Below are 18,965 nucleotides of genomic sequence, written 5' to 3' on the forward strand. Positions count from 1 at the left end.
TTAAGTCATTGTCTGAGGTGATTATTTGCGCAGCGCCATCCGCATCAGATCGGTCATGCGTTCCAGCTGTTTCGCCAGTTCCAGCGTCAGCCAGACGTAGCCGTAGATTGGCGTCTCTTCCAGCCCGTCGCTGCCTGCTTCGGCGATCAGTCTGCGCAGTTCGCCGCTGATTTCGGTTAGCTCATGGCTGTTGGCTATCACCTCTTCTGTTTCGCCCTCAATCGCCATTACAGACAGCGCCCGTAGCGTGTTCTCTGTCATCTGCTGCGTGCGGCGGAGTGCAGGCGCGTTAAGCATAATCAGGTGGCTCTCACGCGATGCCCACCAGGCATTAATCTGCATCTCAATGGTGTAAACCATATTACGGTTTATGGTCTGTATCGCTTCAAGCACCGACTTCGGGATGCGGGTCTCTTTGCTCGACGGCTCCAGCAGCGCCCGCATTTTGATCACGCTGGTCAGCAATTTGCCCAGCGGCTTGTTGAGGCGTGGCTTTTCAACCAGGTTAGGCGAGAAGCCGGCGTGATAGATTTTTGCCATGCCCGCCAGCGTGTCGGAGAGCTGAATGCGCCAGTGTGTATAGGCGCGCTGCGCCCAGATCGCGGTAAACAGCAACGCCATCAGCGATCCCAGAATCACATCTCCGCCGCGCCACAGCGCCACGGTGAAATCGCCGGTTGGCGCGCCCACCACCACGCTCAGCGTAATCCCAATCAGCAGCGCCATGTAGGGATGTTTGCCCAGCGTCAGGTAGCCGCTGATCACCATGATAATGCCGCACCAGGCCAGCATCACCGGCATGGAGATCAGCTCCAGCTTCAGGGCAATCAGACCGGAAATCGACCCCGCCACCGTGCCGCAGATGCGCTGCAGGGCGCGCGGAAAGACATTTCCCCAGGTGGAAATGGGCCCCATCACCACCACCAGCGTGATCAGCGGCCAGGTGCCTTCCGGAATACCGGTTGCCCGGACAAAGATAAAGCAGAGTAAAAAGGCGATGGCAATGCGCACGCCGTGGACGGATCGGTAATGGCGATAAAACCAGAACTCCAGTTTCGAGATGGGCTTGTCAGGACGCAAAGTGACTTTCCGGTTACGGGAACATGATGGGGCTATCTTAACCCTGAACGCGGCCTGGACTTAGCGCGGGCCGGATATTTCAAAACAGTTTTGACGTTCGCTTACAATTATCAACATCCGCCTCACATACCTGACCGGAAGTCATGAACAACTGAATACGGCTTTTTAACCTTTCTCAGGAATCAGTAACAGGCTCAGGGTGTAAATGTGAAAACGGGCAGCCCGCAGGCTGCCCGTTTCTGTACTGCCCGGCGATTAATCAGAATTTCTGTTTAAGATAGTCCGTCAGGCGGGTAATCACCCCTGCTGGTTCTACCGCACTCAGCGCCACCAGCGGATAGTGAGCAATCTGCTGATCTTTATCCATCACCTGAATTTCACCGATTACTTCATTGGCTTTCAGCGGCGCTTCCAGATCTTTGCGATCGATGACGTACTTCGCCTTCACGTTCTGCACTTCACTGCGCGGCAGTGACAGATAGACATCTTCTGCCGTTCCCACCTCTACCTGATGCGGATTGCCGTACCAGACGTTTTCGCTGCCAATCTTCTTACCGGCATGGAACAGCTGAACGGTATCAAAGGTATTCTGACCCCAGACCAGCAATTTACGCGCCTGCTCTTCGCGACCTTTCGGGCTTTTACCGCCCATCACGACGGCGATCAGGCGATGTTTACCCACCACATTTGACGCGATGATGTTAAAGCCCGCAGTTTCCGTGTGACCGGTCTTCAGCCCATCAACGTGAAGGTTGTTATCCCACAGCAGGCCATTACGGTTGTTCTGAGTAATGCCGTTCCAGCTCAGGGTTTTTTCACTGTACATGGCATAGAAGTCAGGCTCACCATCGATAATCGCGCGTGACAGCTTCGCCATATCCAGCGCGCTGGAGTACTGACCTGGCGCATCCAGACCATGAACGGTTTCAAAGTGGGTATTCTGCAGGCCGAGCTTCTCAACATAATGATTCATCATGCCGACGAAGTTCGCTTCGCTGCCGGCCACGTAATCCGCCAGTGCAACACAGGCGTCGTTGCCGGAATCGATAATTACGCCGCGGCTTAGATCCCGGACACTCAGCTTATCGCCTGGCTTCAGGAACATCAGTGAGGAGCCTTTAAACACCGGATTTCCCGCCGCCCAGGCATCTTTACCGACCGTGACCATGTCGTCACGGCTGATTTTCTTCTGGTCGATAGCGCGGTCGACTACGTAGCCGGTCATCAGTTTGGTCAGGCTGGCGGGATTGCGGCGTTCATCAGGATTGCCCGCCGTCAGCACCTGCCCGGTAGTGGCATCCATCAATACCCAGGAAGCCGCATCAATCGCCGGAGGCGTCACAGGAAAGGGGATCGCATCAGCCTGCGCCAGCGAGGCCCAAAAAACAGTAGCGGTAACGGTGAACAACAGACGCCTTTTCAACACTTCATCCTTAATTGCACGGGAGAGAAAATTTCTAAAACGAAACGGAAACAGCCGCACGTTTTACGGCAAAAGCGTTGTGAAGGTTTGAATAAATTGAAAAAAAGTATGAACCGGACTGAAGTCAGACGAGCGAGGCTGGCGGCCAACAAAAGTCGGCTGGCGTCATCAGGGAAGATGAGATGGCGGTTTGGTACTGTAAAATAGCCTGGGAGTAGTGATCCAGGGCACTGAAAAAATGCGTAACGGCTTCCGGTTTCAGAACGGGTACAGGCTCCGGTAATAGAGGTTTATGCGTCTGAAACAGCTGTCGTTGCTGACTGGCGGCAAAAACAGTCTTCAGGCTGGCTAAACCCTTAACTTCAGACGTGGTGGAATATGGTTTACCATACAGGGCTGAGCCAGCCGCAGTAAGGAGCCGCTATAATGTTCCCACACAGCAGACCTCACAGTCAGTGCGCATCAGACACAACGATCAAAACTCATCCTGCTGCGCGCAGATAAATTCAGAGCGAACAGAAAGCCGCAGGCTTTCTGTTTATAAAGTCAGTGAACGCAATGAACGGATATGAAATTTGAATAACGACCGCGTACAGCCCACTTTTCTGTTCCACGATTACGAAACCTTCGGCACCAGCCCCTCTCGTGACCGGCCCGCCCAGTTTGCCGGCCTGCGCACCGACAGTGAATTTAATCCGGTCGGCGAGCCAGAAGTGTTCTACTGCCGTCCGCCTGATGACTATCTGCCACAGCCCGAAGCGGTAATGATTACCGGCATCACCCCGCAGATAGCGATGAGCCGCGGCGTGATCGAAGCTGAGTTCGCTGAACGCATCCATGCGTTGTTCACCACCGAACAAACCTGCGTGGTGGGCTACAACAACGTGCGTTTCGATGATGAAGTGACGCGCAATATCTTCTATCGCAACTTTTACGACCCTTACGGCTGGGCCTGGCAAAACGGCAACTCACGCTGGGACCTGCTTGACGTGATGCGTGCCTGCTATGCGCTGAGGCCCGACGGAATCAACTGGCCGGAAAATGAAGAAGGCTTTCCGAGCTTTCGGCTGGAGCATCTGACCAAAGCCAACGGCGTGGCCCATGAAAATGCGCACGATGCGATGTCCGATGTTTACGCCACGCTGGCGATGGCGAAGCTGGTAAAAGAGAAGCAGCCGAAACTGTTTGAGTTTTTGTTTACCCATCGCAACAAAAACAAGCTGATGAACCTGATCGACATTCCCCAGATGAAACCGCTGGTCCATGTCTCCGGCATGTTCGGCGCCGCACGCGGCAACACCAGCTGGATCGTGCCGCTGGCCTGGCATCCCGATAACCGCAATGCGCTGATCGTGGTGGATCTGGCGGGCGATATGTCGCCGCTGCTGCAACTGGATGCCGATACCCTGCGTGAGCGTCTTTACACGCCGAAAAACGACCTCGGCGATCTGCCTGCGGTGCCGGTTAAACTGGTACATATTAACAAGTGTCCGGTGCTGGCACCTGCCAGTACGCTGCGTCCGGAAGATGCGGCCCGGCTGGGCATTGATCGTCAGCACTGCCTGGCGAATCTGGCGCTGCTGCGCCAGCAGCCTGACGTGCGGGAAAAACTGGTCACGCTGTTTGCCGAAGCCGAGCCGTTTACGCCGTCAGACGACGTGGACACGCAACTCTATGATGGGTTCTTCAGTGATGCCGACCGTGCCGGAATGAATATTATCCGCCAGACCGCGCCCGCCAATCTGCCTGCGCTGGACCTGAGCTTTGAGAGTGCGCGGGTGGCGAAACTGCTTTTCCGCTACCGGGCGCGTAACTTCCCCGGCACGCTGGATGATGCCGAGCAGCAGCGCTGGTTGCAGCATCGCCGTGAAGTACTGAATGGTGATCGGGTGCAGGCATTTATGCAGGAGCTGGAGGGACTGGCTAATCTGCATGAAGCGGATGCAGAAAAGGTTGGGCAGCTCAAAGCGCTCTATCTTTATGCGCAGGAACTGGTCTCCTGAACCAATGAGAAAGCCTGACCCTGCAGGGGCAGGCTTTCCTGTCTTGCTGAATCAGAGCACCGTCCACGCCAGCCAGGTCAGCACAAAACCGCTTAACCCCATTATCGTCGTCAGCACCGTCCAGGTGCGTAAACCGTCGGCCACGGAAAGCCCCAGATAGCGCGTCACTACCCAGAATCCCGCATCATTGACATGTGACAACCCCAGCCCGCCGAAACAGGCTGCCAGCGTCACCAGTACCCGTTGCATATCCGTTACGCCGGTCACCGCCTGCGTCAGCAGACCGCTGGTGGTCAGGATGGCTACCGTGGCGGACCCCTGTGAGGCGCGCAGCGCAAGCGACAGGATAAAGGCAGCCGGCACCAGCGGCAGATGCAGCGTTTCCAGCGTGACCGCCAGCGCTTTACCTACCCCTGACTCCACCAGCACTTTGCCAAATGCCCCACCCGCACCGGCCACCAGAATTACGCTGGCAGAGGTGGGAATGGCCCGCCCGGTGAGATCTTCCAGCTTATCTTTACTCCAGCCACGCCGCACGCCCAGCAGCCAGGCCGCCAGTCCTAAGGCAATCAGCAGGGCAATCGGCGGCGTGCCGATCACGGTCATGACGTTACGCAGCAGACTGCCTTCCGCCAGCAGGGTGTGGGACAGCGTTCCCAGCACGATCAATACAATCGGGACCACAATCAGACCGCTGATAGTCAGCGCGCCAGGCGGGGCCGGTTCATTTTTCTTTTCCTGTCCCTCAGGCTTCGCCATCTGCAACTGCTCCAGCACCTCAACAGACAGATGGTAATGGCGACGGTTCATGACTTTCGCTACGTAGTAGCCAATGATCCCGACCGGCACGGAAATCGCGATACCCAGCATCATCAGCCAGCCCATATCGGTTTGCAGGATCCCGGCCGCCGCCGCCGCACCCGGATGGGTTGGCAGCGCCACGTGCACCGTCAGCATTACGCCCGCCATCGGCAGGCCAAACTTCAGTGGTGAGACCCGCGCCACCTTAGTGAAGCCATAAATCAACGGGATGACGATGATAAAGCCCACTTCGAAAAAGACCGGAATGCCCAGGATAAAGGCTGCCATGGTCAATGCCGCAACGGTTCGCTTCAGCCCCAGCGTTTTACTGAAACGCTGCGCCAGCGACTCGGCACCGCCGGAGGCTTCAATAATCGCCCCAAGCATGGCACCCAGCACGATGATGATAGTGATATGACCGAGCAACCCGCCCATCCCGGTGATAATCGTCTCCATGATTTTCTCAGCCGGAATGCCGGTCGCGATAGCCACCAGCAGGCTGACAATCAGCAGGGCGACAAACGGATGAACTTTGGCTTTGATGACCAGCAGCAGCAGGATCACGATGCTGGCGGTCGCTATGGCTAACAGCAGTGCGGTGGACATAGTAAACCTCAGAAATTGTTATATTTTTTGGGTTTCAGGCGTACAGAAATAGCAGGTGCAGAGTCAGAAAAAGGGCAAGCCGCTCCCGACCGGTGCTGTAACACCGGTTTTTCAGCCTGTTAAATCAGGTTTTTTGCGCCCAGGGAGCAAACCAGCCAAGACCCCCGGTCGTGCTGCCTCGCGGGATATATTCGCAGCCGACCCAGCCGGAATAGCCAACCTCATCCAGCAGCGAGAAGAGGTACGGATAACTGATTTCACCCTCATCCGGCTCATGACGATCCGGTGCTGACGCAATCTGTACGTGTCGATAACGTCCCGCATAGTGGCGAATCAGATGGCTGAGGTTGCCGTCTACCCGCTGTGCATGAAACAGGTCGAGCTGGGTGAACACGTTCGGCCGGTCGATCTGTTCTACCATCTCCAGCGTCTGATACTGACTGGCGTAGAGATAGTTGGGCTTGGTAATCGGGTTAAGCGCTTCTATCAGCAGGTTGATGCCGTGCGGTGCAAAGCGTTCAGCCGCATAGCGCATGTTGCTGATAAAGGTCTCAACGTAGCGCTGACGATCGGCACCGGGCGGCACCGTCGCCGCCATAATGTGAACCTGCGGGCAGTTCAGCGCCAGCGCATAGCTCAGGGCGCGGTCGATATCCGCCTTTGCTTCCGCTTCCCGTCCGGGGATGGCGGAGACGCCCCACTCACCCGCTGCGACATTGCCCGGCGCGGTATTGAACAGCACCAGTTGCAGCTGGTTATCATCGAGCCACTGTTTTATCTGCGTGGCGGGATAGTCATAAGGAAACAGAAATTCGACCGCCGTAAAACCAGCTTTCGCCGCTGCAGCGAAGCGTTCGGCAAAGGGATATTCATTAAACTGCGTCGAAAGGTTAGCAGCAAACTTCGGCATTATCGGCTCCTGAGTTCTGACACTTCGGCATCGCTGAGATAACGGATCGGGCGGTCGCCCAGGGTAAAGATCAGACGGGCGGTCTCTTCGAGCTCTTCCGTGTTGTCCGCCGCTTCCTGTAAGGATTTCCCCACCACCACCGGGCCGTGATTCGCCAGCAAAAAGGCGCGGTAACGCGGCGCCAGCGCCGCCAGATCTTCGGCCAGACGCCCATCGCCCGGTTTGTAGTAAGGCACGACCGGCACATCACCGACGCGCATGACCACATAGGGGGTAAACGGACGGATGCAGTTGTCCGCATCCAGCCCCTGTAAACAGGAGAGCGCCGTCAGGTAGTGGCTATGCAGATGCACCACTGCGCGGCAGTCGGGGTTATTCAGGTAGAGCGCGCGGTGAAACGCAATCTCTTTTGAGGGTTTATCACCGGAGAGCCATTCCCCCTCAGGCGTGACTTTCGACAGCCGGTCACCCTGTAATTCCCCGAGGCAGGAGCCGGTAGGGGTCGCCAGCAGATTGCCATCCGCCAGCAACATTGAGAGGTTGCCCGCAGAGCCGGTGGCATAGCCGCGCTGAAAGAACGAGGCGCCGAAACGGACCATTTCGTCACGCGCCTGCTGTTCCGCTAAAAGGAGAGATTCAGACATAGGTAAACTCCGTTTGCGCGCGGCGGAAGAAATCTTCGTCGCCAAAATTGCCCGATTTTAGTGCCAGCGAGAGCGGCTGATGGATGTCGCGCACCCAGGGCACGCCGGGCGAAATGGTCGGGCCGATGTGAAAGGCGGTTACACCCAGGCTCTGCGCGACTACGCCGGAGGTTTCCCCTCCCGCCACAATAAAGCGCTGCCAGCCGCGCCCTTTCAGCTCGCGGGTGACGGCGGCGAACAGCTGCTCAACGGCTTCGCTGCTGCGCTGCGCGCCATAGCGCTGCTGAATCACCTGCAGTTGCTGCGCGTCCGCGGTGGCAAACAGCAGCGGGGCCAGCGTCTGATGGCTGTTAGCTTCCACCCAGTCGCACAACTTCCGGGCATACCCTTCTGCATCTTCCAGACAATGCTCAATCTCTACTTCGCAGGCCGGTGCCAGCTGGCGGTACGCAGCAACCTGACGATTGGTCATCTGCGAACAGGATCCGGACAGCACCACAGCGCGATCGCCGCGCGGACGACCTGCCTGCTCTGCCTCTGCATCCGTCTCAGCCGTTGCCCACTGCCGCGCCAGGCCGATGGCCAGCCCGGAACCGCCGGTCACCAGCCGCCTGTCACTGAGTGCTTCACCCAGCGTCAGCAGATGCGCCTGATGCAGGGTGTCAGTGACGACGTAATTAATGCCCTGCTCCGCCAGCTGGTCCAGCGCCTGACGTACTGACTCCGCGCCCTGATCGATCTGTGCTGCGGCGATCAGCCCGGCTTTGCCGGTTGCCTGCGAGGTCATCAGACGCATCAGGTTGCTGTCCTGCATCGGCGTAACCGGATGGTGCCGCATGCCGGAATCGGACAGCAGCTGATCGCCGACAAACAGATAACCCTGATAGACGGTGCGCCCGTTCACCGGCAGCGCCGGGCAGATGACCGTCTGCGCCTCACCCAGCGCATTCAGCAACGCATCGGTCACCGGACCGATATTGCCCTGCGCGGTGCTGTCGAAGGTGGAGCAATATTTGAAGTAGAAGCGCTCGCAGCCCTGCTTCTGCAGCCACGCCAGCGCGGCAAGCGACTGCGCAACCGCCTGATCAGCCGGGCAGGAACGGCTCTTGAGGCTGACCACAATCGCCTGCGCCTCTGTCCTCTCTTCGCTGGCGGGGATGCCGTTGAACTGGATAGTGGTCAGGCCGTTCTGCACCAGAAAACTGGCGATATCCGTAGCGCCGGTAAAATCGTCCGCTATTACGCCAAGACGCATCAGCTGTTCTCCCCTGCCTGCGGCAGCGTGATGCCGCTGAAGATCTTAATCACCGCACTGTCATCTTCCCGGCCATAACCGGCGTTGCTGGCTTCGGTAAACATGTTGAGGGCGGTTGAAGCCAGCGGCAGCGGGAAGTGCAGCGATTTTGCGGTATCGGCCACCAGGTTGAGATCTTTCACAAAGATATCGACGGCTGATTTCGGGCTGTAGTCACCGTCTACCACATGCTTCATACGGTTCTCGAACATCCACGAATTGCCCGCGGCATTGGTGACCACTTCATACATGGTTTCCAGCGGAATACCGGCTCGCGCCGCCAGCGCCATGGCTTCTGCGCCGACCGCGATGTGAACGCCCGCCAGCAGCTGATGAATAATTTTGACGGTTGACCCGAGGCCAATTTCATTGCCCACGCGATAGACTTTGGCAGCCACCGCATCCAGCACCGGCTGCAGCTGTGCAAAGACCGCATCACTGCCGGATGCCATCACCGTCATTTCACCGCTGGCCGCTTTGGCCGCGCCGCCCGACACCGGGGCATCCAGCATCAGCAACTGATGTTCAGCCAGCCGCTGTTCAATCTGCTGCGCATCCTGCGCTGAGAGTGTGGATGAGACCATCACCACCGTGCCCGGACGCAGTTTTGCGGCCAGACCATCTTCACCGAACAAAATGGCGTTCACCTGCTTTGCATTGACCACCAGCAGCAAAACGGCATCGAGCTGATCTGCAAAGGCTGAGGCGGATGACTGCGCATCACGTGCGCCGGCCTGACGTAAGCTCTCCAGGGCCGCAGGATTCAAATCGACGCCCCAGGTGTTGAGACCGGCGCGCAGACAGGACTTCGCCGCGCCCATACCCATGGAACCTAATCCGATAACGCAGATGTTTTCAGCTGGCACGTTACGCCTCCACTGTTAAATTAAGTGATTATTTGTTTGTTACTGTTAATCCTGCCAGCTTCCTGTCGGTAAAAATGTGTCACTCCTCACAAAAAAACATCACCAGTGTGAACGGGAACAATTTTTAACACAGCCTGTTTTACCGGCCTCACCTTACGTTAGCCCGGTGAGTGCAGCTGCCCGCCCTATATCAGCTGTTATTTTTTGTTCTGGTTGACCGGCAGATACTTTATAATGTGAAAAAATGGTAATTATCAGGGAGCAGATATGATTCCGGTTGAACGTCATCAACAGATTCTGGCACTGGTGGCCGATCGGGGCGTGGTGAGCATTGCAGAGTTAACTGAGCGGCTGGGCGTATCGCACATGACGATACGCCGGGATGTGCAGAAACTGGAAGAACAAGGCGCCGTGCTGTCGGTTTCCGGCGGCGTGCGCTCCGCCGATCGACTGGCGGCGGAACCGTCCCATCTGACGAAAAGCACCCTCTACAACGATGAAAAGCGCGCCATTGGTCGCACCGCCGCCCGACAGATCCCACGTAACAGCTGCATCTACCTGGATGCCGGAACCACCACGTTAGCCCTGGCAAGAGAAGTGGTGGATCGCGATGATTTGCTGGTGGTGACCAATGATTTTATGGTGGCGAATCTGCTGATGGAGGCCAGTCAGTGCCGGGTTATTCACACGGGCGGCACCGTATGCCGGGAGAACCGCTCCTGTGTCGGCGAGTCGGCGGCACGCAGCCTGCGTCATCTGGCCATTGATATTGCCTTTATTTCCGCCTCCTGCTGGGGGCCGCGTGGCTTGTTTACGCCGGATGAAGATAAAGTGATGGTGAAGCAGGCGGTGAGTGAAGTGAGCAGTAAGCGGGTATTGCTGAGTGACAGTTCGAAGTACAACAGGATTGCGACGTTTCTGGCTTTACCGCTGGAGAGCTTTGATCGGGTAGTGACAGACACGCATCTGAGTGAGTCGGCGCGGGAGTTGTTAAGTGCGGGGAGCTGTGAACTGGTACTGGCTGGTTAAGCTGTCGCCGCCTTCCCTGAGACCGGGAAGGCGGCAACGTTAGCGCAATTAAACTTCTTCGCTGAACTGCGGCACCGGATTGCGGAAGCTGCGGGTCACGAATGCCAGGTAGATAATTCCGATAGCGGCCCAGATCAGGCCCAGAACCATAGAACTCTCTTCCAGATTCACCCACAACGCACCGACCGTCATCGCGCCGAGCAGCGGCAGCAGCAGATACTGAACGTGATCTTTCAGCGTGCGGTTACGCTTCTCACGGATCCAGAACTGTGCAATCACCGACAGGTTCACGAAGGTAAACGCTACCAGCGCACCGAAGTTAATCAGCGCGGTCGCGGTGACCAGGTCAAAGTTAATCGCCATCAGCGCAATCGCACCCACCAGCAGTACGTTGAGCGACGGGGTACGCCATTTTGGATGGATGTAACCGAAGAAACGCTCCGGGAACACACCATCACGGCCCATCACATACATCAGACGCGATACGCCTGCGTGCGCCGCCATACCGGATGCCAGTACCGTGACCACCGAGAAGATCAGGATACCGACCTGCAGCGCTTTACCGGCTACGAACAGCATGATCTCAGGCTGTGAGGAGTCCGGGTCCTGGAAACGGGTGATGTCAGGGAAGTAGAGCTGCAGGAAGTAAGATGCTGCGATAAAGATCACACCGCCAATCAGCGCCGTCAGGAAAATCGCGCGCGGGATGGTGCGTTCTGCATCTTTGGTCTCTTCCGACAGCGAACTGATGCCATCAAAGCCGAGGAACGAGAAGCAGAGTATAGTCGCACCGGTAATCATCGGCACCACATGCGCATTCTCAGACCAGAACGGACGGCTGCTCACCAGCGTACCGGAGCCGACGCCGCTTGCCACACCGTAGATCACCATGCCGGTGATCCCGACCATGACAATGACCTGCAGCACCACAATGACACTGTTGAAGTTGGCGACGGTTTTGATGCCCTTGAGGTTAGAGAGCGTCATAAAGCCGACCAGCAACACCACGAAAATCCAAGATGGGATGCCCGGCACCAGCGATTCGAAATAGTTTTTAGCCAGCAGGATGTTGATCATCGGCATGAACAGGTAGTCCAGCAGTGATGACCAGCCGACCATAAAGCCGACGTGCGGACTGATCGCCTTCTGAGCGTAGGTATAAGCGGAGCCCGCAGAGGGGAAGCGGCGTACCAGCTTACCGTAACTCACGGCAGTGAACAGAATCGCAATCAGCGCGAAAGCATAAGCGGTGGCGACGTGACCATCGGTCAGCCCGGAAACGATGCCAAAGGTATCGAACAGGGTCATAGGCTGCATGTAAGCTAAGCCCATCATGACGACCGGAAGTAACGTAAGCGTCTTTTTGAGTTGCGCACGCTGCGGTGCGGCGGAGGTATTAAGCGACATGCTTCAGTCCCCCCTGTGCGACAACCTGGCTGGGCTGGGTCACAGGGCAACTGCGCATTAAGCGACAGGGAGTAAGGTTAGCGGTTGACGCGGCGCCGTAGTCATCACGAAAACGCGTACCAGCGTTGGCTGGCAGAGTGAAAAACATCCCCATCTTTGTAATCCTCAATCTCACGCTTACGCGTGTTTTCAGTGTTTATCTATCCGGGTGCGTGCCCGGCCTCGGTTAAGTCAGCAAAAACGCTCTGTTAAAACTGGATGCAAAAAAATAACCGGCGCGTTAAGCGTCGGTTATCATCTGATTTTGCAGGCCGCGTATTCTGCCCTAACCCGTGGCAGTAATACAAGCCGTTGGGGCACCTTATGCAAAAAAAAGCAGAACAGAGTCACGCTGAGAAGCCCATCAGGCGTTTTTCAGCATCCAGTCTATTTCCGTAGACGTAATCAGTCGTTCAAACTGCATCAGTTCATAGTTTTTGCAGCTGTGCCAGACGCTGGCAAAGCGTTCGCCCAGTAACTTCTGCAGCGGATAGCTGCTGTCAAACTCATACAGCGCATCGCTCTGCCGTATCGGCAGGGCCAGCCCTTCGGCATGGTGTCCGTTGCCGGTGACCGGATTCGGCAATGGCAGCTGCGTATCAAGCCCATGCAGCATCCCGGCCAGGATAGCCGAGACAACCAGATAGGGATTGGCATCAGCGCCCGCCACCCGATACTCAATACGATGGTTGTCGATATCTCCGCACGGCACGCGCAGCGCGACGGTCCGGTTGTTATGCCCCCACGAAGCCTGCAACGGCACATAGGCTTCAGGGACAAAGCGGCGATAGGCATTCACGTTGGGTGCCAGCAGCGCCATTGACGCCGGCATCAGGTCGATCATGCCCGCCAGCGCACGTTTCATCAGCGGTGAATCGCTGCCGTCATCGCAGGCGAAGGCATTGTGATCGGCGGCATCCAGCATGCTGATATGCACGTGCATTCCGCTGCCCGCATACTCCTCATAAGGCTTCGCCATAAAGGTGGCGGTCATGCCGTGATTCTCCGCGACCTGACGAATCAGGCGCTTCAGCTGCACCGCATGATCGCAGGCGCGTAGCACGTCGCGGGTATGATGCAGGTTGATCTCAAACTGTCCGGGGGAGGCTTCCGCCAGCGCACCATCAGCCGGTATGCCCTGCTGACGGGCCAGATCGTCAATATCGCGCAGGACATCAGCGAAGTGATCGAGATTATCGACCGAGTAGACCTGGCTCTGCATATTGCGTTCATCGCTGCCGGGCGAACAGGGCGGCTGGATAAAGCCTTCAGCATCGCGCTTTTTGTCCACCAGATAGAACTCCAGCTCTACCGCTACCACCGGAAACAGACCTCGGTTACGCAACTGTTGCCACAGCCGGTTGAGGACATTTCGGGGTTCAACGTCAAAGGGAGTGCCATCTTGGTTGCACATGGTTAAGAGCAACTGAGCAATGTGTTGAGGGTCAGAGGCGGAGGGAACTAACGTGCCGCTAACGGGCAGACAGAGATTATCGGGTTCACCAAGAGACTGGCCGAGTCCCGCTTCTTCCACCGTATTGCCGAGGATATCCATGGCAAACACTGAGGCGGGAAAATAACAGCCTTTTTCCAGCTTAGGCAGCGCAGAAACCGGAATGCGCTTGCCGCGGAACACACCATTTAAATCATTTAACAGGATGTCGACATACTGCGTTTCAGGATGGCGCTCCAGCCAGGCTTTCACCTCAAGCTGGAACGCGCTGGTTCGTTTCTCTTCACTGTGAAGCGTGAAGTCTTCCACTTCTACCAGGTTAGTCATGATCTCACCCGCCCCTATTAGGTTTGCGTAATGCTCAAAATAACAGCCACACCACTAACATAGCGCCAACATAAAAAGTGTGCAAATGTAACAAATCTGTTTGAAGAACAAACAGCAGATTGCTAGATTGAAAAAATATTGCACACTTAACCGCCAGACGTGCCCTTTCGGTAGATATTTCGACCAGTAATGCGAGGACGTAAGATGGGCATTATTTTTGACAAACCGTTGATTGGCGTAGTGATGTGCCAGAAAGATCTGGGCGACCATGCGACTCAGACGGTGCATAACAAATATATTGATGCGATTGTCCTGGCGGGTGGCGTGCCTCTCGCCCTGCCCCATAGTCTTATTAATGCGCCTCATCTATCAGAAAACGCTATGGCTGTGCTGGATGGTCTGCTGTTCACCGGCAGTCCCAGCAATATCGAACCCTGGCATTATGGTGAAGCCGGTGAAGAACCGCACGCCGATCCGGGCCGCGACCGTCTCGCCTTTCAGCTCATCACCTGGGCCACCAGCCACAAAATGCCGATGTTCGGGATCTGCCGTGGACTGCAGGAGCTGGTGGTGGCCAATGGTGGCGCGCTGTGGCGGGATCTCAGTAAGCAGTCAGAATTTCAGCGTCATCATGAAGATGAGACGCTGCCACTGGATCAGCAGTATGCGCCAGCGCATCCGATCGCTATCGAACCGGATGGCCTGCTGGCAACGCTGCTGGACAGCAGCAAGCCGCTTTCGGTCAATTCTCTGCATCATCAGGGCGTACGTGAACCGGGGCCGCAGCTGCGCGTTGAGGCCCGCGCGCCGGATGGCCTGATTGAGGCGGTGAGTCTGCGTCATCATCCCTTCGCCCTCGCGGTGCAGTGGCATCCCGAATGGCAGCCGGAAAGCACGGCGGGATCGCAGGCATTGTTCAGCGGTTTTATTCAGGCCGCCCTTCGCTATCACAGGGGAAAAGCAGATGAGTGATGTCACGCTGGCACCGGGACGACGGCTGGCGCAGATTCGGCAGACGATGGGATTGTCGCAACGTCGCGTTGCCGAACTGGCCGGACTGACCCACAGCGCCATCAGCACCATTGAGCAGGATAAGGTCAGCCCGGCGGTCAGCACCCTGCAGAAGCTGCTGAAAGTCTATGGGCTGTCGCTGTCGGAATTCTTTTCAGAACCCAAACCCCACGCAGAGCCAAAGGTGATTGTCCGCGCCAGCGATCTGCTGGAAATTGGCAGCCAGGGTGTGTCGCTGAAGCTCATCGACAATGGCCGTGCGCAACGCACGCTGGGCATGCTGCTGGAAACCTATCAACCCGGTGCCAGCACCGGCGAGAAGCTGCGTCATCCAGGCGAAGAGACCGGCACGCTGCTGGAAGGTGAAATTACGCTGGTGATTAACGGTCAGCAGTTTCATCTCTCCGCCGGAGAGAGCTATGTGATTGATACCGGCTTACCGCACAGCTTCACCAACAGGGCTGAAATCCCCTGCCGCATTGTCAGTGCCCACACGCCAGCCAACTTTTAGGCGCTTCCCGGAGGTTGTTATGAATTATGTGGAGAGTTATTACGCAGCGACCGCCAATCCGCATGCGCCCTGGCCGACCCTGCAGGAGAGCATTCAGTGCGACGTCTGCATTATTGGCGGCGGTTTTACCGGTCTCTCAGCGGCACTGCATCTGACTGAGGTGGGCTACGACGTGGTCGTGCTGGAAGCGGCGCGCGTCGGCTTTGGTGCCAGCGGGCGAAACGGCGGTCAGGTGGTGAACTCCTACAGCCGCGACGTGGATGTGATTGAACAACGCTACGGCAAAGAGAGCGCCCGCATGCTGGGCAGCATGATGTTTGAAGGCGCTGAGATTATCCGCGATCGCATTAAGCGGTATGCGATTGACTGCGACTACCGGTCCGGCGGCATTTTTGCAGCGCTGAATCCAAGACAGATGGCGCATCTGCAAAAGCAAAAAACGCTATGGCAGCAGTATGGCAATCACGATCTGGAGCTGCTGGACGAACGCGCTATTCGCCGCGAAGTTGCCACCGAACGTTACGTCGGCGGACTGCTGGATCGACGTGGCGGCCATCTGCATCCACTGAATCTGGCGCTGGGAGAAGCGGAAGCCATCCGGCGACATGGCGGACGCATCTATGAGCAGTCCGCAGCGACAAATGTGGTTTATGGCTCCCCTAACCGGGTGAAAACCGCTCACGGCGAGGTCAGTGCGACGTTTGTGATCTTTGCTGGTAATGCTTATCTCTCACCGCAACTGGAGCCGCGCCTGAGCAGGAAAAGCATGCCGTGCGGATCGCAGATTGTGGCGACTGAGCCGCTGACACTCGATCAGGCACTGTCGCTGATGCCGAACAATTACTGTGTGGAAGACTGTAACTATCTGCTGGATTACTTCCGTCTGACCGCTGACAACCGGCTGCTCTATGGCGGCGGTGTGGTCTACGGCGCGCGGGAACCGGCTGACATTGAAGCGCTAATCCGGCCCAAGCTGCGCCGCACTTTCCCGCAGTTGCAGAACGTGAAGCTGGACTTCAGCTGGAGTGGCAATTTCCTGCTGACGCTGTCGCGTATGCCGCAGTTTGGTCGGATGGAGAAGAATGTCTATTTTATGCAGGGCGACAGCGGTCATGGCGTCACCAGTACCCATCTTTCCGGCAAGCTGATTAGCGAAGTATTACGCGGCGATGCCGAGCGGTTTGACGCATTTGCCCGCCTGCCTCACCTGCCGTTTCCGGGTGGCCGACGCTTCAAGGTGCCGCTGACGGCGATGGGCGCGGTATGGTATGCGTTGAGGGATCGGCTAGGGGTGTAAGACTAAGGGCCAGGCATTGCATCTGGCCAGCCGGATAACGGTCTTTCTGCGGGGCACATTCTGCCCTGCAGACTAAGATAACAAAGTATGTTGTAACTATTAAGATAACAAAACAGAAGCCTTTCAGCGGGGGCGCCCTGCCCCCACATCAACGACAGCCGCCTGTTACTCCAGCGGCATCTTCACCGGATCGTCATAGCGATACTCAAACCCGAGTTCATTACAGATACGTGACCCATCAATCAGCTTCCCACTATCCTTTATGGCCTCTGGCGCGAACTGCGGCGGCTGCAGACCAAGCTGGCGCGTAACGGCGGGATAGAAGGTGTCACGCGTCGGATGTTTCGGCGCACTGAGGTTATACACCCGGCCCCCTTTTGGCGACTGCAGCAGCAGCGTAATCGCCTCAACCACATCATCCAGGTGGACCAGATTCACGCCCTGCGAGCCATTCGCCACATCCTGCTTACCGGCGAGGAAGCGTCCCGGATGACGCTTTGGCCCGACCAGACCGGACAGACGCACAATATCCACGCTGGTCCCTGGCAGATCGTGCAGCCAGCTCTCCAGCTTAACCAGCGTTTTACCAGCTACCGTTTCGGCGGTCAGCGGGCTGTTTTCCCGTTTAATGCCAGAGCTGCCGCCATAGACCGACGTTGAGCTGGTAAAGATAATGCGCGGCACTTTATACACCAGCGCGGTATCGACCACATTCTGCACCGCCTGCAGATAAGCTTCACCGCCTTCCGCAGTACGGCTGGCAGGTAACGTGACAATTAATGCATCGACGTTGAAAAGCGGCTCGATATCGGCAGCATCACACAGCAGTTCCGGCGTCAGTTCCAGCTGGAACGCCTCAATGCCGCAGCGGCGTGCGGCTTCAACACCGTCTGGCGTGGTTTTGCTACCGGTGACCTGCCAGCCTCGCGCCGTTAACGCCGTGGCCAGCGGCATACCCAGCCAGCCCAGTCCCACAATCGCGACCTTCTTCATTTTGACTCCTGACGTGAAACATCAACCCTGACTTCACCGTAGTTTGCCCCCGGATTGCAAACCAGAACAACCTGTTTCAGCGCTTTCCGAACCGCCTGTTTAAAAAAGTGTTGCCAAGTGCTGCCATCTTCGCTAGGTTAATCCCCACAAATGAATACTCATTCATCGACGAGATTATTATGATACGCGTTCAGTTCAACCATCATCACCACCATCATCCTGACTAGTCTTTCAGGCGATTGGTGCTGGAAGACTTTTAAGATCTTCCAGTGGTGTGAACGCAAGAGAACCCCCGGAAGATCGTCTTCCGGGGGTTTTTTTATGGGCTGACGCAACCACACATTCAGGACAGGATTAAGAGGACAGGAACCATGTTAGATAACACCCGTTTACGCATAGCTATGCAGAAATCTGGCCGTTTAAGTGATGATTCACGCGAACTGCTGGCACGCTGCGGCGTTAAAATCAACCTTCAGCAACAGCGCCTGATTGCGTTTGCGGAGAACATGCCGATCGACATCCTGCGTGTGCGCGATGACGATATCCCTGGCCTGGTGATGGACGGTGTGGTCGATCTCGGCATCATCGGTGAAAACGTGCTGGAAGAAGAGTTACTCTCACGCCGCGCTCAGGGCGAAGACCCGCGCTACTTTACGCTGCGCCGCCTGGATTTCGGCGGTTGCCGTCTCTCACTGGCGATGGCGACAGACGCCGAGTACACTGGCCCGGAATGCCTCGATAAATCCCGCATCGCTACCTCCTATCCGCATCTGCTCAAACAGTATCTCGACAAAAAAGGCGTCAGCTTTAAAACCTGTATGCTGAATGGTTCCGTGGAAGTGGCGACCCGCGCCGGTCTGGCAGACGCCATCTGCGATCTGGTCTCTACCGGTGCCACCCTGGAAGCCAATGGCCTGCGTGAAGTGGAAGTCATCTATCGTTCAAAAGCCGTCCTGATCCAGCGCGACGGCGAGATGCCCGCCGCCAAGCAGGAGCTGATCGACAAGATGATGACCCGTATTCAGGGCGTGATTAAAGCGCGTGAATCGAAGTACATCATGCTGCACGCGCCGAGTGAACGGCTGGAAGAGGTAATCAGCCTGCTGCCTGGCGCGGAGCGTCCGACCGTTCTGCCGCTGGCAGGCGATGTCAGCCGCGTGGCAATGCACATGGTCAGCAGCGAAACCCTGTTCTGGGAAACCATGGAAAAACTGAAAGAGTTGGGTGCCAGTTCAATTCTGGTGCTGCCTATTGAGAAGATGATGGAGTAA

Annotated in this window: 17 protein-coding genes and 1 other annotated feature; of the genes, 7 read left to right on the plus strand and 10 right to left on the minus strand. The window is 56.8% G+C overall.

The window, feature by feature from the left end:
* Nucleotides 1-21: 21 nt before the first annotated feature.
* Both AC6I8C_RS12180 and dacD read right to left on the minus strand, forming a co-directional pair.
* Entirely contained in the window at nt 22-1,080 is a 1,059-nt protein-coding gene (locus AC6I8C_RS12180) for an FUSC family protein (protein WP_033733196.1), read from the minus strand.
* Between the two features lie 259 nt (nt 1,081-1,339).
* Nucleotides 1,340-2,503, minus strand: a complete 1,164-nt coding sequence (gene dacD, locus AC6I8C_RS12185) for a serine-type D-Ala-D-Ala carboxypeptidase DacD (RefSeq protein ID WP_179291158.1) — start codon at nt 2,501-2,503, stop codon at nt 1,340-1,342.
* Nucleotides 2,504-3,078: 575 nt separating this feature from the next.
* Here dacD and sbcB point away from each other — a divergent pair.
* Complete coding sequence (gene sbcB, locus AC6I8C_RS12190; protein ID WP_497822626.1) at nt 3,079-4,506, plus strand: exodeoxyribonuclease I; 1,428 nt, start codon at nt 3,079-3,081, stop codon at nt 4,504-4,506.
* A gap of 51 nt (nt 4,507-4,557) precedes the next feature.
* Here the strand turns inward: sbcB and AC6I8C_RS12195 are convergent, their stop codons facing one another.
* From AC6I8C_RS12195 to ltnD, 5 genes are all read right to left on the minus strand, one after another.
* Nucleotides 4,558-5,913 carry a GntP family transporter gene (locus AC6I8C_RS12195; protein ID WP_497822627.1) on the minus strand — a complete coding sequence of 452 codons (1,356 nt, stop codon included), beginning with the start codon at nt 5,911-5,913 and terminating at the stop codon, nt 4,558-4,560.
* 124 nt (nt 5,914-6,037) lie between these two features.
* A complete protein-coding gene (locus AC6I8C_RS12200) occupies nt 6,038-6,823 on the minus strand; it encodes an HPr family phosphocarrier protein (RefSeq protein ID WP_497822628.1) in 786 nt (261 codons plus the stop codon).
* Complete coding sequence (otnC, locus tag AC6I8C_RS12205; protein WP_497822629.1) at nt 6,823-7,467, minus strand: 3-oxo-tetronate 4-phosphate decarboxylase; 645 nt, start codon at nt 7,465-7,467, stop codon at nt 6,823-6,825. The genes AC6I8C_RS12200 and otnC overlap by 1 nt, the downstream gene beginning before the upstream one ends.
* Complete coding sequence (gene otnK, locus AC6I8C_RS12210; RefSeq protein ID WP_497822630.1) at nt 7,460-8,722, minus strand: 3-oxo-tetronate kinase; 1,263 nt, start codon at nt 8,720-8,722, stop codon at nt 7,460-7,462. The genes otnC and otnK overlap by 8 nt, the downstream gene beginning before the upstream one ends.
* The gene (gene ltnD / locus AC6I8C_RS12215) at nt 8,722-9,627 is read right to left on the minus strand and encodes an L-threonate dehydrogenase (RefSeq protein WP_497822631.1); all 906 of its coding nucleotides are present in this window, start codon (nt 9,625-9,627) and stop codon (nt 8,722-8,724) included. Before ltnD ends, otnK begins: the two co-directional genes overlap by 1 nt.
* A 267-nt stretch (nt 9,628-9,894) precedes the next feature.
* Between ltnD and ygbI the strand changes: the two genes are divergently transcribed.
* On the plus strand, nt 9,895-10,656 hold the full coding sequence (gene ygbI, locus AC6I8C_RS12220) for a DNA-binding transcriptional repressor YgbI (protein WP_497822632.1): 762 nt from the start codon (nt 9,895-9,897) through the stop codon (nt 10,654-10,656).
* Nucleotides 10,657-10,704: 48 nt separating this feature from the next.
* Here ygbI and AC6I8C_RS12225 read toward each other — a convergent pair whose 3' ends face one another.
* On the minus strand, nt 10,705-12,063 hold the full coding sequence (locus tag AC6I8C_RS12225; protein ID WP_013358429.1) for an APC family permease: 1,359 nt from the start codon (nt 12,061-12,063) through the stop codon (nt 10,705-10,707).
* 403 nt (nt 12,064-12,466) lie between these two features.
* Nucleotides 12,467-13,882, minus strand: a complete 1,416-nt coding sequence (locus AC6I8C_RS12230) for a glutamine synthetase family protein (protein WP_013358430.1) — start codon at nt 13,880-13,882, stop codon at nt 12,467-12,469.
* A gap of 204 nt (nt 13,883-14,086) precedes the next feature.
* Here AC6I8C_RS12230 and puuD point away from each other — a divergent pair, with 204 nt between their 5' ends.
* Genes puuD through AC6I8C_RS12245 form a run of 3 tightly spaced genes read left to right on the plus strand, consistent with a single transcriptional unit; the run spans nt 14,087 to nt 16,701 of the window.
* Nucleotides 14,087-14,854, plus strand: a complete 768-nt coding sequence (gene puuD, locus AC6I8C_RS12235; RefSeq protein ID WP_497822633.1) for a gamma-glutamyl-gamma-aminobutyrate hydrolase — start codon at nt 14,087-14,089, stop codon at nt 14,852-14,854.
* Nucleotides 14,847-15,404, plus strand: a complete 558-nt coding sequence (gene puuR, locus AC6I8C_RS12240; RefSeq protein ID WP_013358432.1) for an HTH-type transcriptional regulator PuuR — start codon at nt 14,847-14,849, stop codon at nt 15,402-15,404. Before puuD ends, puuR begins: the two co-directional genes overlap by 8 nt.
* A gap of 19 nt (nt 15,405-15,423) precedes the next feature.
* Nucleotides 15,424-16,701: an NAD(P)/FAD-dependent oxidoreductase gene (locus AC6I8C_RS12245; protein ID WP_497822634.1), complete on the plus strand. Its 1,278-nt coding sequence runs from the start codon at nt 15,424-15,426 to the stop codon at nt 16,699-16,701.
* Between the two features lie 165 nt (nt 16,702-16,866).
* Here the strand turns inward: AC6I8C_RS12245 and AC6I8C_RS12250 are convergent, their stop codons facing one another.
* Nucleotides 16,867-17,694: an SDR family oxidoreductase gene (locus AC6I8C_RS12250; RefSeq protein ID WP_497816968.1), complete on the minus strand. Its 828-nt coding sequence runs from the start codon at nt 17,692-17,694 to the stop codon at nt 16,867-16,869.
* Nucleotides 17,695-17,873: 179 nt separating this feature from the next.
* On the opposite strand from AC6I8C_RS12250, the gene hisL reads away from it, so the two are divergent.
* Both hisL and hisG read left to right on the plus strand, forming a co-directional pair.
* Nucleotides 17,874-17,921 carry a his operon leader peptide gene (gene hisL / locus AC6I8C_RS12255; RefSeq protein WP_187495778.1) on the plus strand — a complete coding sequence of 16 codons (48 nt, stop codon included), beginning with the start codon at nt 17,874-17,876 and terminating at the stop codon, nt 17,919-17,921.
* Nucleotides 17,897-18,017, plus strand: a sequence feature (His leader region). (Overlaps the previous gene by 25 nt.)
* A gap of 48 nt (nt 18,018-18,065) precedes the next feature.
* The gene (gene hisG, locus AC6I8C_RS12260; protein WP_098052877.1) at nt 18,066-18,965 is read left to right on the plus strand and encodes an ATP phosphoribosyltransferase; all 900 of its coding nucleotides are present in this window, start codon (nt 18,066-18,068) and stop codon (nt 18,963-18,965) included.

The organism is Pantoea sp. X-Soil-YNGN-844 (assembly GCF_059730595.1).

What these genes read in the sequence shown, in the direction of transcription:
- AC6I8C_RS12245 (WP_497822634.1), top strand. Translation starts at nt 15,424, where the DNA reads ATGAATTATGTGGAGAGTTATTACGCAGCGACCGCCAATCCGCATGCG.
- AC6I8C_RS12230 (WP_013358430.1), bottom strand. Translation starts at nt 13,882, where the DNA reads ATGACTAACCTGGTAGAAGTGGAAGACTTCACGCTTCACAGTGAAGAG.
- AC6I8C_RS12250 (WP_497816968.1), bottom strand. Translation starts at nt 17,694, where the DNA reads ATGAAGAAGGTCGCGATTGTGGGACTGGGCTGGCTGGGTATGCCGCTG.
- AC6I8C_RS12225 (WP_013358429.1), bottom strand. Translation starts at nt 12,063, where the DNA reads ATGTCGCTTAATACCTCCGCCGCACCGCAGCGTGCGCAACTCAAAAAG.
- otnC (WP_497822629.1), bottom strand. Translation starts at nt 7,467, where the DNA reads ATGTCTGAATCTCTCCTTTTAGCGGAACAGCAGGCGCGTGACGAAATG.
- otnK (WP_497822630.1), bottom strand. Translation starts at nt 8,722, where the DNA reads ATGCGTCTTGGCGTAATAGCGGACGATTTTACCGGCGCTACGGATATC.
- hisG (WP_098052877.1), top strand. Translation starts at nt 18,066, where the DNA reads ATGTTAGATAACACCCGTTTACGCATAGCTATGCAGAAATCTGGCCGT.
- ygbI (WP_497822632.1), top strand. Translation starts at nt 9,895, where the DNA reads ATGATTCCGGTTGAACGTCATCAACAGATTCTGGCACTGGTGGCCGAT.
- puuR (WP_013358432.1), top strand. Translation starts at nt 14,847, where the DNA reads ATGAGTGATGTCACGCTGGCACCGGGACGACGGCTGGCGCAGATTCGG.
- AC6I8C_RS12195 (WP_497822627.1), bottom strand. Translation starts at nt 5,913, where the DNA reads ATGTCCACCGCACTGCTGTTAGCCATAGCGACCGCCAGCATCGTGATC.
- AC6I8C_RS12200 (WP_497822628.1), bottom strand. Translation starts at nt 6,823, where the DNA reads ATGCCGAAGTTTGCTGCTAACCTTTCGACGCAGTTTAATGAATATCCC.
- puuD (WP_497822633.1), top strand. Translation starts at nt 14,087, where the DNA reads ATGGGCATTATTTTTGACAAACCGTTGATTGGCGTAGTGATGTGCCAG.